The sequence below is a fragment of the Methylovirgula ligni genome (assembly GCF_004135935.1).
Taxonomy (GTDB): Bacteria; Pseudomonadota; Alphaproteobacteria; order Rhizobiales; family Beijerinckiaceae; genus Methylovirgula; species Methylovirgula ligni.
The window spans coordinates 2,231,700-2,247,983 of the sequence record NZ_CP025086.1; the positions used below are offsets into that span (position 1 = coordinate 2,231,700).

Genomic DNA, 16,284 nt, shown 5'->3' on the forward strand with positions numbered 1-16,284 from the left:
CACGGCGCGCTTTTTTGCTCACCCCGTCGTCTTGCCGGCGCGGCCGACAAGGTCCTGGATGAATTGCCAGGCGGTGCGGCCGGAGCGTGCGCCGCGCGTCGTCGCCCATTCGAGCGCCTCGGCCGTCGTTTTCGTCCGGTCGGCGTCGAGTTTGTAATGCTCCAGATAGCCATAGATCATGGCGAGATATTCGTCCTGGCTGCATTTGTGGAAGCCGAGCCAGAGACCGAAGCGGTCGGAGAGCGAGACCTTTTCCTCGACCGTCTCGCCGGGGTTGAGCGCGGTCGAGCGCTCGTTCTCGATCATCTCGCGGGCGAGCAGGTGCCGCCGATTGGAGGTCGCGTAGAGGATGACATTGCCCGGGCGTCCCTCGATGCCACCTTCGAGAACGCTCTTCAGCGATTTGTAGCTCGTGTCCTCCGCATCGAACGAGAGATCGTCGCAGAAGATCAGGAAGCGATAGGGCTGCTCGCGCAGGATCGCCATGAGGTCGGGCAGATTCTCGATATCCTCGCGATGGATTTCGATGAGCTTCATCGGCCGGTAGCCCGGCGCCGCCGCCAGCCGCTGGTTGATGTCGGCGTGGACGGCCTTGACGAGGGAGGATTTGCCCATGCCGCGGGCGCCCCAGAGGAGGGCGTTGTTGGCGGCATAGCCCCTGGCGAAGCGCTCGGTGTTCTCGACGAGGATGTCGCGCACCTGATCGATGCCGTGCAGCAGCGCCATCTCGACCCGATTGACCTTCACGACCGGATGCAGCAAGCCCCCCTTGGCCTGCCAGACGAAGGCATCGGCGCGGGCGAAATCGGCTGCGGGCGGAAGGGGCGGCGCCAGACGCTCCAGCGCCTCCGCGATGCGCTTCAGGGTCGGTTCAAGATCGGATGCGCCGAGTGCGGCGCCGGCTTCACGATGGCTTGTCATATCACTCACAGGTCCGGGATGAACGCGATGTAATGAAGGCGGGCGTCCGCGTCCAGCTTGGCGCCATTGCTTTCGTGCCCGCGCTGGCTATAGTCCCGGCGCAAAACAGGGACGAAATATCCCGCGCGGGCTCCAAGCCCCTGAAGGAGAAGATGTTGTTTACCCCGGCTTTCGCTCAGGTCTTTGGCGGTGCGCCCGGCGGCGCTTCGGATATATTCGGCTTTATCGCGCCTTTCGCGCTCATCGTTATCATCATGTATTTTCTGGTGATTCGACCGCAGCAGAAGAACGCGCGCACACATGCCGATATCATCAAGAATGTCCGCCGCGGCGATACGATCGTGATGAACGGCGGCCTGATCGGAAAAGTCGCGCGCGTTGTCGACGACAATGAGCTCGAGCTGGAGATCGCGCCGAATATCAAGGTGCGCGTCGCGCGCGCGCTCATTTCCGAGGTTCGCTCCAAGGGCGAGCCCGTCAAGGATTCCGCCTGAGGGCCTTGCGGCTCCGCAACCTGAAAAGACGATCTTTCGCCAATGCTGCGCTTTGCGACCTGGAAAGTTGTCTCGATCTTGTCGGCGACGGTGCTCGCCCTTTTGGTGATCGCGCCGAGCCTGCTGTCGCCCGGCGCGCGCGCGTCGCTCACCAATCATCTGCCGAGCTGGTTCCCGGTGCGCACTATCGTGCTCGGCCTCGATTTGCAGGGCGGCTCGCATGTTCTGCTCGAAGTCGACGCCGCGTCGGTATTGAAGACCGAGGTGCAGAACCTGCGCGACGACACGCGCCGGCTGTTGCGCGAGCAGAAGGTGCCGATCTCGGGCGGCGTCGCCATGCTCCCGCAGGGCGTGCAATTCCATCTGCTCGATCCGGCCGATGCGCAGAAGATCACGCCGGAGCTCGCCAAGCTCGCTCAGCCCATCGGCGGCGCGCTGCTCGGCGGCCCGGTGCCGCCACGTGTCGATGTCAAGCAATTGGATAATGGCACGATCCAGCTTCTGGTGACCGATGCCGCCATCCAGGACAAGATTCGCCACGCGGTCGACCAATCGATCGAAGTCCTGCGCCGCCGCGTCGACGCGCTCGGCACGACCGAGCCCAACATCCAGCGCCAGGGCGACGACCGCATTCTCGTTGAAGTGCCGGGCCTGCAGAACCCCGAAAAGCTGAAGCAGATCCTCGGGACTACGGCGAAGCTCGAATTCCGCCTCGTCGCTCAGCCGGGCGAAGACGCCAACGATTACGACATGCTCGACCAGGTCGAGGAGCCCGGCAAGCTGCCGGTCGAGAAGCAGGTGATGGTGCAGGGCGAGGATTTGACCGACGCCCAGCCAGCCTTCGATCAGCACACCGGCGAGCCTGTGGTGGAATTCCGCTTCAATATCCGCGGCGGCCAGCGTTTCGGCGAGGTGACCTCCGCCAATGTGGGCCGGCCCTTCGCCATCGTGCTCGACGGCAAGGTAATCTCGGCGCCCCGTATTTTGGGTCCGATTACCGGCGGCTCCGGTCAGATCTCCGGCCGCTACACCGTCGAATCGGCCAACAATCTCGCCATCCTGCTGCGGGCCGGCGCGCTGCCGGCCAAGCTCACGATCGTTGAGGAGCGCACGGTCGGCCCGGGCCTTGGCCAGGATTCGATTGATGCCGGCAAGCGTGCCGCCTTCGTCGGCGCCGGGCTGGTGCTTGTCTATATGCTCATCACCTACGGCACGTTTGGCATTTTCGCCAATATCGCGCTGATGGTGCATATCGCCTTCATCTTCGCGGGCCTGATCCTGCTCGGCGCGACGCTGACGCTGCCCGGCATCGCCGGCATCGTGCTGACGATCGGTATGGCGGTGGACTCGAACGTGCTGATCTATGAGCGTATCCGCGAGGAGAATCACGCCGGCCGTTCGGTCATCTCTTCGCTGGATGCGGGCTTCAAGCGCGCCTTCGCTACCATCGTCGACTCGAACGTCACCATGTTCGTTGCCGCGGCGATCCTCTATTTCCTCGGCACGGGTCCGGTGCGCGGCTTTGCGGTCTCGCTCGCGCTCGGCATTCTCACCACCATCGTGACGGCGGTGACGATGACGCGCATGATGATCGCGCTGTGGTATCAACATAAGCGGCCAACGAAGCTGCCGATCTAGGGTCCTTTGATGAAGCTTCTGCGCCTCGCCCCGGAGAATACCAAATTCCCGTTCATGCGGTTCCGCCGCGTGAGCTATCCGTTCTCTGCGGCTCTCTCGATCATCTCGGTCGTGCTGTTCCTTACGCTCGGCATGAATTTCGGCATCGACTTTTCCGGCGGCACCTTGATGGAGCTGCGGGCCAAGTCCGGGACCGCCGATATCAGCGCCATCCGCAGCGAAATGCGCAAGCTTACGAGTGGCGATATCGAGGTGCAGGGCTTCGGCAGCCCATCCGACGCGCTGCTGCGCTTCGGTGTGCCCAAGGAGGGCGCGGTCGCGCAGGAACAGACCGTCGCCGCGGTCAAGGACGCGCTTGGCAGCCAATATGATTTCCGCCGCGTCGAGGTCGTCGGCCCGCGCGTCTCCGGCGAGCTGGTTCAGTCCGGCACGCTCGGTGTCGTCATCTCGATCATCGCGGTGCTCTGCTATCTCTGGTTCCGCTTCGAGTGGCAGTTCGCGGTTGGCGCCATTATCGCCACCATGCACGATCTCTTGCTGACGGTCGGGTTCTTCTCGATCACGCGGCTCGAATTCAACACGACGTCGATCGCGGCGATCCTGACCATCGTCGGCTATTCGTTGAACGAAACCGTCGTCGTGCTCGACCGTATCCGCGAGATGCTGAAGAAATACCGCAAGATGCCGACGGATCAGTTGATCGACGTTTCGGTCAACGCGGTCCTGCCGCGCACGATCATGACGGCGACGACCGTTTTCCTGGCGCTGCTGTCGCTCGTCATCTTCGGCGGCGAGGTCATCCGCTCGTTCTCGCTGGCGATGATCTGGGGCATTTGCGTCGCGACCTATTCCTCGGTCTTCATCTGCTCGCCAATGCTGATCTATCTCGGCCTGCGCAACACCAGCGCCGAGTCCGCCCCGGCGCCCGAGGCGAAGGATGCGAAGGCCAAAAAAACGGGCGCGGTGAAGACGGCGTAGTTCGGCCCGTCATTGCGAGCCAAGCGAAGCAATCCAGATGTGTGGATTGCTTCGTCGCTTTCGCTTCTCCCAATGACGAAGCTTCGATGAGAGCGCGATGTCCGGCCAAAAATATTCCGGCTTTCTTCCCGGCAAACATGTCATCGAGGGCTATGGCGGTTACGGCTTCCGCTTCGGCGGCATGTCGCATCGTGGTTCGATTCTCGCGCTGCCCTCCGGCATCTACGCCTGGGACGTGACAGGGCCGGAAGAATTGTCCGCCGTCGCGCTTGCGCAGGTCTTTGCCGAGCCGCGGGGCGCCGTTGAACACCTGCTGATCGGCACCGGCGAAGAGCTGCGCCCGCTTGCCAGAGATCTGCGTGAGGCGCTGCATAAAGCCGGCATCCGCGCCGAGCCGATGGCGAGCGCCGCCGCCGCGCGCACCTATTCGGTCTTGCTCGGCGAAAACCGCCGGGTCGCGGCGGCGCTCATCGCCGTGGCGTGATAAAGGACCGCGATGGACCACGCGGCCGATTATGCCTTTTGCGACCAGCTTCTGCGCCGTGAGGACAAGGATCGCTGGCTTGCCTGCCTGTTTCTGCCGGCGGCTCTGCGCCCGCATGTCGTCGCTCTCTATGCCTTCAGCCACGAGATCGCCAGCGTCCGCCAGCGCGTATCTGAGTCGCTGCTGGGTGAAATCCGTTTTCAATATTGGCGCGATATTTTGACGGGCGAGCGCGGCGCGGACGAGGCGCCCATCGCGTCCGCGCTTCTCGATACGGTCGAACGCTTCGGCCTGCCGGGCCAAAAACTCATCAGTCTGATCGACGCCCGGCTCTTCGATCTCTACGACGAACCTATGCCGAGCGTCGCGGCGCTCGAAGCCTATGCGAAAGCGACAGCGGGCAGCCTGTTCCAGCTCGCGGCTACGATCCTCGATCCACAAGCTGAGGCGGCCGGGGCGGCGGCGCATGCGGGGTTGGCCTATGCCATCACCGGGCTGCTGCGCGGTCTGCCCTGGCAGGTCGCGGCCGGGCAAACCTATGTGCCGCGCGAGCTTTACCCCGCGTCTGACCTGCGCGCCGACGGGCCGGCGCTCGACGCGGCCTTGACTAGGCTGCGGGCGCTCGCCCGGCAGAATCTGGCGGCGCTTGCCGCCGAGCCCGTCACCTGCGCGGGGCAGGCTGCGCCGGCCTTTCTGCCCGCCGCGCTCTGCGAGCTTTATCTGCGGCAGATGGAAAAGCCGGGCTACGATCCACTCACGACGCTGGTCGAGGTGCCGCAATGGCGGCGGCAATGGCGGCTCTGGCGCGCCGCGGGACGGATTGGCTGAGGGAGCGGTTTGCACGCCGCCGGGAATGGTCTAGAAGGCCCCATGTTCAGGAAAACTTCATCCGCGGCCCGAATTATCAGCCCGGCCGGCGCCTAAGCCAGTGCGCCGCCGGGGCGATGCTCATGTTTTCGCGGCTTTGCCGCACCCGATCAGGCCATTGCACAGATGAATGAACAGACGCGGGCGGCCAAGAAGGCCGAAGGCCCGGATTATTCGAAAAGCCTCTATCTGCCGCAGACGGATTTTCCGATGCGCGCAGGGCTGCCGCAGAAGGAGCCGGAATTGCTCGCCCGCTGGCGCGAGATCGGGCTTTATCAGCGCCAGCGCGAAGCCGGGCAGGGACGGGCGAAATTCGTCCTCCACGATGGGCCCCCTTATGCCAACGGCAACATCCATATCGGCCATGCGCTCAACAAAATCCTGAAGGACCTCGTCACCCGCTCGCAGCAGATGGCAGGCAAGGACTCGAACTATGTGCCGGGCTGGGATTGTCACGGCTTGCCGATCGAATGGAAGATCGAGGAAGAATATCGCGCCAAGGGCAAGAACAAGGACGAAGTGCCGATCATCGAATTCCGCCGCCAGTGCCGCGCCTTTGCCGCGCATTGGGTCGATGTGCAGCGGGAGGAGTTCAAGCGCCTCGGCGTCATCGGCGATTGGGATCATCCCTATGAGACGATGACCTTTCCGGCCGAAGCGCAGATCGCCCGCGAGATTATGAAATTCGCCGCGAACGGCGCGCTCTATCGCGGCTCCAAGCCGGTGATGTGGAGCGTCGTCGAGAAGACCGCGCTGGCCGAAGCGGAAGTCGAATACGAGGACCATGTCAGCGATACGGTGTGGGTGGCGTTTCCGGTCAAGTCGGTCGGCAATGTGCGTGTCGTGGGCGAGGGCCTTAGCGTTGGGCAAAAGCGCGCGCTGCTCGAAGAGACGAAGATCGTTATCTGGACGACAACGCCCTGGACCCTCCCGGCTAATCGCGCCATCAGTTATTCGAACAAGATCGCTTACAGCCTTTATCGCGTCACCGCCGCGCCCGAGAACAATTGGGCCAAGGTCGGTGCGACATTCATCCTCGCGGACGCGCTTGTCGACAGCGTTTTCAAGGCTGCCAAGGTCGAGGCTTATGAGAAGGTCGCGCCCGTCTATGCCGAGGATTTGCAAACCTTGACGGCAGCGCATCCGCTGGCGCGCACGCTTCTCGGCTACGACTTCGATGTGCCGCTATTCGACGGCGAGCATGTGACGGAGGATACCGGTACGGGCTTCGTCCATACCGCACCGGGCCACGGCCGCGACGACTTCGACATCTGGATGGCGCATGGTCGTGAGCTAGCCGCGCGTGGCATCGATACCCGCATCCCTTACACGGTCGATGCGGACGGCTTTCTCACCAAGGAAGCGCCGGGCTTCACTGGGAAGCGCGTGCTCGACGACAAGGGCAACAAGGGCGATGCCAATGAGGGGGTCATCAAGGCGCTCATCGACGCTGGCGCGCTCATCGCGCGCGGGCGCCTCAAGCACCAATATCCGCATAGCTGGCGCTCGAAGAAGCCGCTGATCTTCCGCAACACGCCGCAATGGTTCATCGCGCTGGACAAACCGATCGCGTCTCTCACCGAGAGTGCAGGTGCGCGGGGCAGCAATGGCGGCCCCACCCTCCGCGAAATCGCCCTCGACGAAATCGCCCGCACGCAATGGTTTCCGGCGCAGGGCGAGAATCGCATCACCAGCATGGTGGCGGGGCGCCCGGATTGGGTCGTCTCGCGTCAGCGCGCCTGGGGCGTACCCATCGCGATCTTCGTCCGCAAGGGCACAAGCGACATTCTCGTCGATGCGAAGGTGAATGCGCGCATTGCCGAAGCCTTCGAGCAAGAGGGCGCGGATGCGTGGTTTGCGCCGGATGTCGCCGCCCGCTTCCTCGCGCCGGATTACAAGCCGGAGGATTTCGACAAGATCGACGACGTGCTCGATGTCTGGTTCGATTCCGGCTCGACTCACGCCTTCACGCTGGAAGACGCGACGGATTTTCCCGGCCTTTCCGGCATTAGGCGCATTCGCGACGGCGGCCGCGACGCGGTGATGTATCTTGAAGGCTCCGACCAGCATCGCGGCTGGTTCCAGTCATCGCTGCTGGAAAGCAGCGGCACGCGCGGGCGCGCGCCCTTCGACATCGTGTTGACGCATGGCTTCACGCTCGATGAGAACGGCCGCAAAATGTCGAAGTCGCTCGGCAATGTCGTGGCGCCGCAGACGGTCATCGCGCAATCGGGCGCCGATATTCTGCGTTTCTGGGTCGCGGCGTCGGATTATTCCGACGATCTGCGCATCGGCCCGGAGATTCTCAAAACCTTCGTCGAGACCTATCGCAAGCTGCGCAACACGATCCGCTGGATGCTCGGCTCGCTGGGGCACTACGACGCGGGCGCGGAGAAGATTGGCTTCGCCGAATTTCCCGAGCTTGAACGACTGATGCTGCATCGTCTCGCGGAGCTTGATGCGGATATTCGCGAGGCCTATACGCGCTTCGATTACAAGCGCGTCGTCGCGCGTCTCACGGCCTTTCTCAACACCGATCTTTCGGCCTTCTATTTCGACATCCGCAAGGACACGCTCTATTGCGATCCGCCGTCGAGCCGCAAGCGCCGCGCGGCGCTCGAAACCATCGAGCAGATTTTCCGCGCCGTGACTCTCTGGCTCGCGCCGATCCTCGCCTTCACCAGCGAGGAAGCGTGGTTGTCGCGGTATCCGGGCGCGGTCTCGGTGCATCTCGAAGGCTTTCCGCAGATCCCCGCGGATTGGCGCGATGAAGCGCTCGCGGAAAAATGGGAGAAGGTGCGCCGCGCGCGCTCCGTGGTCACAGGTGCGCTTGAGATCGAGCGCGGCCAGAAGCGTATCGGCTCCTCGCTCGAAGCCGCGCCGCTCGTTTATGTCGCGGACGCGGATTTGCGCGGCGCGCTGGATGGAGTCGATTTCGCCGAGGTCTGCATCACCTCCGACATCACGGTCGAGGCGGGGGAGGGGCCTGCCGACGCCTTCCGCCTCGCCGACGTTTCGGGCGTCGCCGTGGTCCCGGCACGGGCCGAGGGGCGCAAATGCGCGCGCTCCTGGAAAATCTCGCCGCTTGTCGGCAGCGATGTGGAATTTCCGGACGTGACACCGCGCGATGCGCAGGCCCTGCGCGAATTGGCGGCTTTGGGGCGTTGGCCATGAGCGCCCAGGCGGAGCGCTCCGTGCCCGCGCGCAAGGCGCAGAATTTTTCGGGCCGCGCGCGGATCGTCGGCCTGCTGGCCGCGCTCGCCACGCTCGCGCTCGACCAAGTCAACAAGCTCTGGCTGATCTTCGACTACGGCATCGCGGCGCGACAGCCGGTCCGGTTGACGCCGTTTTTCGATGTGGTGTTCCTGAAAAATACGGGGATTTCCTATTCGCTGTTCACCGCGCAGTCGAATTTCGGCCGTTGGGCTCTGTTGCTGATCGCGGCGGTGGCGACCGCCTGTCTGATGCTTTGGCTTTGGCGCACGCGGCTCATGCTGACCGGTTTTGCCCTCGGGCTCATCATCGGCGGCGCGCTCGGCAATGCCGCCGACCGGCTCGCCTACGGCTATGTGGCTGATTTTTATCACTTTCACGTCGGCGGCTTTTCCTGGTACGTGTTCAACCTGGCCGATGTCGCGATCTGCATTGGGGTAGGGCTGCTGCTTATCGAAGGGTTGGGTGAAAAGCCGCGCCGCACAGCCGATGGGGCAGAATGAGGGCTTGCCCACAAATCGCCGTGAAATGTGCCATGATGCAATATCGCGCGAAAGCGCCGAGGGAGAGTTCCGTGCCCTTCACTTCAATCAAATCCCGCCGCCGCGCCGCAGCCTTGAGCGGCGTCGCGCTTGCGGCACTGCTGGCGGCAAGCCCCGCCCGTGCCGATGGCGATATGTGGAATTCCATGCTGGGCTGGGTCGGCCTCGGCCATAAGCAGCAGCAATCGCCGGATGACGGCACGATCGATTACGCGCCGCGTCCGTCGCTTGTCGTCCCGCCGAAAATGGATCTGCCGCCGCCGCAGGCATCGCTGGGTACCCCGGCCAATTGGCCGCACGATCCCGACGCAGCGGCGCGCGTCCGAGCGGAAGCCGATTCACGCCGCCCGGCGCCTTCCAGCGATTCGAGTTCGGATCAAAGTCCCGGCGATTTCGTCGCCGATGCCGACAAGACCAAACCTTCGCCGTCCGGCGAAAGCGAGACCTGCAGCAATCAGGCCGGCAAGCCGATCTGCTTTTACGGACCGTCCGATCTGATCGGTTTCACCAAAGGGTGGGGCAATATCTTCCAGGGACATTCCGAAGATACGTCGAAACTCAGAATCGGCAGCGAGCCGCCGCGCAAATATCTGACTCAGCCGCCGCCCGGTTATCAAATGCCGAAGGTGAAGGATGAGGATGACAGCGACGCCGACAGCGGCACTGGCGCGACGGATTCATCGGACGCCGTGGATGTTGGCGCGCCGCGCCACCACCATCATTCGAGCACCGATACCAGCTCCTCGACCAACTGATCCGTCTTTATGCTGAGAAAGCTGAGGGCGCCGCGCGTGGAAGGGTTAAGACGGACCCCCATGCTTTGCCCTCAAGATTTGCCCTCACGGCTTGTCTGACGCGCGTCCCAAGAGCTTTGCCATTTCTTCTTCGAGAGAAACCATCAGGTCCTCTGCGGCCGGTTGTGTCACGGCTGGCGTCTCGGGTTCCGGCGTTGCGGGGGCCGGGCTAGGCGGCGCGGGCGGCAACTCTGCAAGCGGCGGTTCGGACGGCTTGCTCGTGATCGGCCCAAATGGCGGCGCAGGCGGCAGGCTCGGCTCGTTCGGTGGCCGGATCGGCTGGGTAAAGCCCGGGCCTGCCGGCCGTGGTTGCCCCGCGGGAGATTGACCCGGACGCCAGCGCATGAAGCCCGGCGCGGGCGTGGCGGCTGCCGGTTTCGCCGGCGGCGGGGGCGGCACCTCAGCGGCGGGCGGGAATACGACCTCGGCGGCCGGCGGCGTGATGGGCTCCGGCGCAGGGGCAGGCGGCTCGGGCAGCTTTTCGACCGGCGGAGCCGGTGTCGCCGGCTTTGGCTCCGGGCGTGGCGGCGCCCGGCGCGGCGTGATCGGCGGAAGCGGAGTACGCGCCGCGGGCTGCACGGCAGGCGATGCGACGGGGGCCGGCGCCTCGGGGACGAAAGGCAATTGCGGCTCGGGTGCGGGTTTCAGCGGCTGTGCCGGCGGCAGTTGCACGGGTTCGGCGAAGTCTTTCTCGCGGTGGTCGCGGTCACGCTCCTTCTCGCGCTGACGGCCTTCACGCGCTTCGGCGCGGATGATCTGCGACTCGATGAGAATGTCATTCGGGCCGCCGATCATGATGAGATGCTCGGTATTATCGCGGCGGACGATGACGAGCTGACGCTGACGGTCGAGATCGAAGGCATCGACGATGCCGAGCCGCAATTGCCGGCCGCGTCCGGACATCCGCAACCGGCGGCCGAAAGCCAAACGGAAGACGAGAAGGATCAAAAGGGCCGCAACAACCAGCGCCAGCGCGGCGGCGCCATAGGCTAAGGCCTTGTTTCCACTGAGCCAGCTAAAGGCTTGCATAAGCTCCTGAAATCCCTCATCCGCGGCACGCCCGCTGCGTGCCGTCCTGCCGCTTTAGGTGATTTTTCGGGCCTCTGCCAGCCTTACCCGGCGGCCCGAAATCGCCTTGAATTGTCGTACCCTAGCACGCCGGGTGCGAGCACGCCCGGCAGAGGTTAATAAATGGTTAACGCCATCGCATGGGAATCGCCATGTTCGATCATCCACACGCGGAGCCGGAACGACCTTAGCGTCACGCAACTTTTGCGCAAGTGTCGCCCCGGATGGCGTCTGCCGCTTCCGCGCGTTGTCCGGGGCGGAAAAGCCCAATGCTCGCATTGCAATGCCCGGACGCCGGTTCCATTCTGCCGAATCGCAGCCCGTTGACGAGGCCGTGGCAGCGACGCAGCCGGGACGCAGAAGAGGGTGATGTTTTGACAGATCAGCCAACGACCGCCGCTTTCGATCGTACGGAGCGTGCCGGCAGCCCGGGTCTGGTCCTGCTTTTCGCCACCTGTCTCGTGGCGCCGATTGCCGCCTTCTCGGTTCTGCCCAAGGATCAGGCCGGCACGCTGGTGATTGGCCTTTTGACCGTGCTGGCCGTGATCGGCATTTTCGCGCTGTTCGGCTACGCCGTTGGGTTTTTCCAATTCTCCGGTCAGGCGGCGCGCAGTGATCTGACCCGGCTCATCTGCGACAGCGAGCCGGAGGGCGCTGTCGTCAGCGACGGCGACGGCAAGATCCTTTACGCGAACGATGCCTATATGCGCATTTCCGGCGCCCGCGATCCGAGTCAGTTGAAAGTCGTCGAGCGGCTTTTCTCCGGCTCCTCGGATGTCTCCGAATCGATCTATCGGCTGGCGCAGGCGGCGCGCGACGGCAAACGCAATACCGAGGAATTGCGTCTCTCGCCGCCGTTGGCGGGAGACTCGGGCGTCGGCTGGTATCGCGTGCGGGTGCGACCGCTCAATTTCTCCGGCTCCAAGCGCGCAACGCTCTGGACGGTCGCTGACGTGACGCGCGAGCGCGAGCGGCATGAGAATGTCTTCCAGGAATTGCAGCATGCGATCGATTTCCTCGACCATGCGCCGGCGGGTTTCTTCTCCTGCGATGCTGCGGGTGCCGTGTCCTATATGAACGCGACGCTGGCCGGCTGGCTCGATTACGATCTCGCGCAGGTCGGCTCCGGCGGTCTCGAACTCAACGATTTCATCGCCGGCGGCGGCGCCGTTCTGCTCTCGAGCATTGCTGGCGGTCCGGGCGACGTCATCACCGAGCAACTCGATCTCGATTTGAAGCGCCGCAACGGGCGCAGCCTGCCGGTGCGGCTCCTGCACCGGGTCGCCTTCGGTCAGGATGGCCTGGCGGGCGCCTCGCGTACGCTTGTCTTCAATCGTGCGCCGGGCGAAGAACCGGCGGAGGATTTGCGCGCGGCCGAAGTTCGTTTCGCCCGCGTCTTCCTCGCGGCGCCGATGGCGATGGCGATCGTCGATCGCGGTGGCCGGATCAAACGCTCCAACACCGCCTTCGCCAAGCTGATGCCCGAGGCGCTGAAGGGCGCCGATCCGGCGCAACGCACGATCTATGGCGGCATCGCCGAACCCAATCGCGGCGCGGTGGAAGCCGCGGTTGTTGCGGCGGCGGAGTTGAAGACGGATATCGCGCCCGCCGACGTGCAGCTTTCGGGCGATCGGTCGGCGCGCCTGCTCTTTTCCCCGTCCGACGAAGCGGACGGCCCCGGCGCCACCATCTATGCGCTCGATACGACGGAGCTGCGCACGCTGAAGGAGAATTTCGCGCAATCGCAGAAAATGCAGGCCATCGGTCAGCTCGCCGGCGGCGTCGCGCATGATTTCAACAATGTGCTCACCGCTATCATCGGCTATTCCGATCTGCTGCTTGCCAACCACCGGCCAACCGATCCGTCCTTCCAGGACATTATGCAGATCAAGCAGAACGCGAATCGCGCGGCGGGGCTGGTGCGGCAATTGCTCGCTTTCTCGCGCCGCCAGACGCTGCGGCCGGAAGTTCTGCAGCTCGGCGACGTTCTCTCGGAACTGCAATTGCTGATGCGCCGCCTCGTCGGCGAGAAGATCAGCCTCGAATTGCGGCATGGCCGCGATCTCTGGCTGGTGAAGGCCGATCTCAACCAGTTCGAGCAGGTCGTCATCAATCTCGTCGTCAATGCGCGCGACGCCATGCCGAAGGGCGGCAAGATTGAATTGCTCATCAAAAATCTTGCGGCGGCCGATTGCGCCAAGCTCAACGAGAAATCCCTGCCGGCCGCCGATTACGTGATGATCGAGGTCGCCGACGCCGGCACAGGCATCCCGGAGGATGTGCGGGACAAGATATTCGAGCCCTTCTTCACGACGAAGGAAGTCGGCAAGGGGACCGGCCTCGGGCTCGCGATGGTCTATGGCATCGTCAAGCAGACCGGCGGCTATGTGTTCTGCGATTCGACCGTTGGCGTCGGCACGACCTTCCGTATCCTGCTGCCGCGCTATGTTCCGGTTGCGGGCGAGGAGGAGGTCCGCAAGGAAGCGGCGAAGAAACCGGCGGCGGACCTTACCGGCCACGGCACCATTCTGCTCGTCGAGGACGAGGAGGCGGTGCGTGCCTTCGGCGCGCGCGCGCTCTCGGCGCGCGGTTACACCGTGCTCGAAGCGGCGAACGGCGTTGAGGCGCTGGAGGTTGCCGAAAAGAATCCCAAGATCGATCTGATCGTTTCCGACGTCGTGATGCCGGAAATGGACGGCCCGACCATGTTCGGCGAAATGCGCAAGCGCGGCGTGCTCGCGAAAGTGATCTTCGTCTCCGGCTACGCCGAAGATGCGTTCCAGAAAAATCTCCCCGAGGGCGAGGATTTCGGCTTCCTGGCAAAACCTTTCACGTTGAAGCAATTGGTCGAGGCGGTGAAAGGCGCGGCGCCGCCGGCTTGAGGCAAAGATGCGTTGCAGGCCGATCTATCTAAGTGTGGGGCTCGTCCTAGCTCTGGCGTCAGCGCCAGTCCTGCAGGCGAAGCCGTTCGCGCGGAGCGCCGAGCCGGTGAAACAGATCGTCCTCAGCGAGGACAAGGTTACCCAATATCTGGCCGCCGCGCCGGCGCTCGACGCGATTCTCGCCAAAGTCCCGGCCGGTCCTGGCGCCGTGCCTGAACCGCGGCTGATGGCATCGCTCAACGCGACGGCACGCGATTTCGGATTCGCCGATTATGCGAGCTACGAATCAGTCGCGGTCAATATCGTCTGGATTTTGACGGGCATCGATCCGCTCAGCAAAAAATATATCGGCGTTCAGGCGGTTACGCGCGCCGAAGTCACCGCGCTTCTCGCCGGCAAAGACCTGCCGCCCGAGGACAAGAAGCGGCAGCTCGAGGCCTACCACGCGCAGATGCTGAGCGCGGCGCCGGTCAAATTCGCCGGGAATGTCGCGCTGGTCGTCAAATATTACGACCAGCTCATCGCGCCGGATGCCCAGGATTAGTTACGCACCAGGGCTTCGTCGCCGGACAGCCTGCGCGCGTAATGGCGATGGCGGTGGTGCGTCACCTCGGCGCTGGCCCCCCGCCATTGGAACGCTGCGCGGCAGGCCGGGCTGAGACTGCTGACATGAGCGTCCATGCACGCCGCGACGCGGCCGGAATCCGGTATCTCCGCCGAGCAAAGACGAAACGCGTCCGGCATACAGGCGTCGCGTTGCGCATCCGTGACTTGCTGGGCGCTGCAACCGAAACTTAAAGCGAGACTGCCCGCAAGTGCGATTGCGGCCGCCTGTGTATTGAATAACCCGCGCATATGAAAACCCCCGTCCTCGTCAGCGACATTTGGAAAAGCTAACATGCAAAATTGGACTTGGGTCCATTACATTAATCAATTCACAGGCTTCTGACGCATTCGCCGGGCCTGTGCGACTTGCGCGCAACATTCCGAAGCCGTTTCAAAAAGCCGGGCTTTACCTTCGGCGCATCGCCCGGAATTATAGTTGACTAGGAAACTTTCTGCGGCTATTTAGTTTCCTAGGAAATTAAATGGAGGTTCCCGGATGGCACGCGCCGTTTCGGATTTGGCATCGCATCTGGGGTATTGGCTGCGCTACGTCTCCAATCACGTCTCGCAGGCCTTCGCCCGGAAGCTGGAAGATCGGGACGTCACTGTCGCGGAATGGGCACTGCTGCGCGAGCTCTACGGGGTAGAGGCGCTTTCGCCGAGCGGACTGGCGGAAAAGCTGGGGCTGAGCCGCGGCGCGATCAGCAAACTCGCCGAGCGTCTGATTAACAAGGCGCTCGTCGTCCGCCACGCCGATCCTTCGGACCGCCGGGCGCAGAGCCTGACGCTCACGGGACAGGGGCGGGCGCTCGTGCCGAAACTGGCGGCGCTCGCCGATCAGAACGACGCCGAGTTTTTCTCGCATCTCTCCGCCGAAGAGCGGGCCGGGATCGAGCGCTTTCTGCGCGATGTCGTCGAAAGGCGAGGTTTGAAATCCGTGCCGATGGATTGAGCCCGCAGGATTGTCATTAAAAAGAGGTACGCACATGGACGCGCATAAGAGAGCTGTGGCTCAGGACTGTCTTGAGGGTGCAGAGACGGATCGCATGACTTTCCCGCAAAGCGTCGCGAAGCTGATCGAAGCCGGTTTCGATGGCTATCTGGTGGACCTACGCCGTGCGGCGCGTACCTATTATTTGCCGGATGGCGAGGCCCTCGATCTTCCGATGGGTGCCGCCACGGCAAAGGTTGCCGCGGGGTTCGATTCCGATTCGGTTACGGCTGCCATTCGCGAGGCCCAGGCTTTAGCGCCGGGCTATACCTACAAGGGGTTTTGCGCCAAAGTCGCGGCGGCCGGCTGCGCTGGTTATCTTGTCTCATTCTCCGGGCGGCGCGCGCTCTATTTTGGCCGCACGGGCGAAACCCACATCGAGCACTTTCCATCCGCGCAGTTTTGAATCCTTTGAAGCATCGTTGAAAGGCACAGCAATGCTCGACCACATCGGCATCCATACCAACCAGTTCGACAGGCTCACCCATTTTTATGAGTCGGTGCTGGCGCCGCTCGGATATTCGAAGCTCGCGAGCTACGAGGACGCCGCCGGCTTTGGCAGCGACAAGCCCGAACTATGGATCGGTACGGCGCAGGCCAAGCCGACGCCCATTCACATCGCGTTGGCGGCTCCGGGCAGCGCGGCGGTCGACGCCTTTTATGCGGCGGCACTTGCGGGCGGCGGCAAAGACAACGGACCGCCCGGCCTGCGGCCCGATTACAGCCCGGGCTATTACGCCGCTTTCGTCCTCGATCCGGACGGCAACAATATTGAAGCCGTCTATCACCAGCCAGCGTGAACGCGG

Annotated in this window: 15 protein-coding genes; 13 read left to right on the plus strand and 2 right to left on the minus strand. The window is 63.6% G+C overall.

The window, feature by feature from the left end:
* Nucleotides 1–18 precede the first annotated feature (18 nt).
* Entirely contained in the window at nucleotides 19–921 is a 903-nt protein-coding gene (locus CWB41_RS10755; protein ID WP_115836721.1) for an ATP-binding protein, read from the minus strand.
* 152 nt (nucleotides 922–1,073) lie between these two features.
* On the opposite strand from CWB41_RS10755, the gene yajC reads away from it, so the two are divergent.
* The 8 genes from yajC (at nucleotide 1,074) to CWB41_RS10795 (ending at nucleotide 9,892) form a co-directional block, all read left to right on the plus strand.
* Nucleotides 1,074–1,415, plus strand: coding sequence for a preprotein translocase subunit YajC (gene yajC / locus CWB41_RS10760; protein ID WP_115837098.1), 342 nt, complete (start codon nucleotides 1,074–1,076; stop codon nucleotides 1,413–1,415).
* 42 nt (nucleotides 1,416–1,457) lie between these two features.
* Nucleotides 1,458–3,053, plus strand: coding sequence for a protein translocase subunit SecD (gene secD, locus CWB41_RS10765; RefSeq protein ID WP_115836720.1), 1,596 nt, complete (start codon nucleotides 1,458–1,460; stop codon nucleotides 3,051–3,053).
* Nucleotides 3,054–3,062: 9 nt separating this feature from the next.
* Nucleotides 3,063–4,031 (plus strand): protein translocase subunit SecF, encoded by a 969-nt coding sequence (secF, locus tag CWB41_RS10770; protein WP_115836719.1) that lies wholly within the window; start codon nucleotides 3,063–3,065, stop codon nucleotides 4,029–4,031.
* Between the two features lie 97 nt (nucleotides 4,032–4,128).
* Complete coding sequence (locus tag CWB41_RS10775) at nucleotides 4,129–4,515, plus strand: Mth938-like domain-containing protein (RefSeq protein ID WP_115836718.1); 387 nt, start codon at nucleotides 4,129–4,131, stop codon at nucleotides 4,513–4,515.
* Between the two features lie 12 nt (nucleotides 4,516–4,527).
* Nucleotides 4,528–5,343 (plus strand): phytoene/squalene synthase family protein, encoded by an 816-nt coding sequence (locus tag CWB41_RS10780; protein WP_115836717.1) that lies wholly within the window; start codon nucleotides 4,528–4,530, stop codon nucleotides 5,341–5,343.
* Nucleotides 5,344–5,508: 165 nt separating this feature from the next.
* Nucleotides 5,509–8,556 carry an isoleucine--tRNA ligase gene (ileS, locus tag CWB41_RS10785; RefSeq protein ID WP_115836716.1) on the plus strand — a complete coding sequence of 1,016 codons (3,048 nt, stop codon included), beginning with the start codon at nucleotides 5,509–5,511 and terminating at the stop codon, nucleotides 8,554–8,556.
* Nucleotides 8,553–9,098: a signal peptidase II gene (lspA, locus tag CWB41_RS10790; protein ID WP_115836715.1), complete on the plus strand. Its 546-nt coding sequence runs from the start codon at nucleotides 8,553–8,555 to the stop codon at nucleotides 9,096–9,098. Before ileS ends, lspA begins: the two co-directional genes overlap by 4 nt.
* A gap of 71 nt (nucleotides 9,099–9,169) precedes the next feature.
* A complete protein-coding gene (locus tag CWB41_RS10795; RefSeq protein WP_129396465.1) occupies nucleotides 9,170–9,892 on the plus strand; it encodes a hypothetical protein in 723 nt (240 codons plus the stop codon).
* Between the two features lie 84 nt (nucleotides 9,893–9,976).
* Here CWB41_RS10795 and CWB41_RS10800 read toward each other — a convergent pair whose 3' ends face one another.
* The gene (locus tag CWB41_RS10800) at nucleotides 9,977–10,960 is read right to left on the minus strand and encodes a flagellar biosynthetic protein FliO (protein ID WP_115836713.1); all 984 of its coding nucleotides are present in this window, start codon (nucleotides 10,958–10,960) and stop codon (nucleotides 9,977–9,979) included.
* 413 nt (nucleotides 10,961–11,373) lie between these two features.
* Here CWB41_RS10800 and cckA point away from each other — a divergent pair, with 413 nt between their 5' ends.
* The 5 genes from cckA to CWB41_RS10830 all read left to right on the plus strand — a co-directional run bounded on the left by cckA (nucleotide 11,374) and on the right by CWB41_RS10830 (nucleotide 16,278).
* Complete coding sequence (cckA, locus tag CWB41_RS10805; RefSeq protein WP_245411286.1) at nucleotides 11,374–13,881, plus strand: cell cycle histidine kinase CckA; 2,508 nt, start codon at nucleotides 11,374–11,376, stop codon at nucleotides 13,879–13,881.
* 7 nt (nucleotides 13,882–13,888) lie between these two features.
* Nucleotides 13,889–14,425 carry a hypothetical protein gene (locus CWB41_RS10810; protein ID WP_129396466.1) on the plus strand — a complete coding sequence of 179 codons (537 nt, stop codon included), beginning with the start codon at nucleotides 13,889–13,891 and terminating at the stop codon, nucleotides 14,423–14,425.
* A gap of 558 nt (nucleotides 14,426–14,983) precedes the next feature.
* Nucleotides 14,984–15,439: a MarR family winged helix-turn-helix transcriptional regulator gene (locus tag CWB41_RS10820; RefSeq protein WP_115836710.1), complete on the plus strand. Its 456-nt coding sequence runs from the start codon at nucleotides 14,984–14,986 to the stop codon at nucleotides 15,437–15,439.
* Between the two features lie 94 nt (nucleotides 15,440–15,533).
* Nucleotides 15,534–15,884 (plus strand): DUF1398 family protein, encoded by a 351-nt coding sequence (locus tag CWB41_RS10825; protein WP_425373900.1) that lies wholly within the window; start codon nucleotides 15,534–15,536, stop codon nucleotides 15,882–15,884.
* 31 nt (nucleotides 15,885–15,915) lie between these two features.
* A complete protein-coding gene (locus tag CWB41_RS10830; RefSeq protein WP_115836708.1) occupies nucleotides 15,916–16,278 on the plus strand; it encodes a VOC family protein in 363 nt (120 codons plus the stop codon).
* Nucleotides 16,279–16,284: the final 6 nt, after the last annotated feature.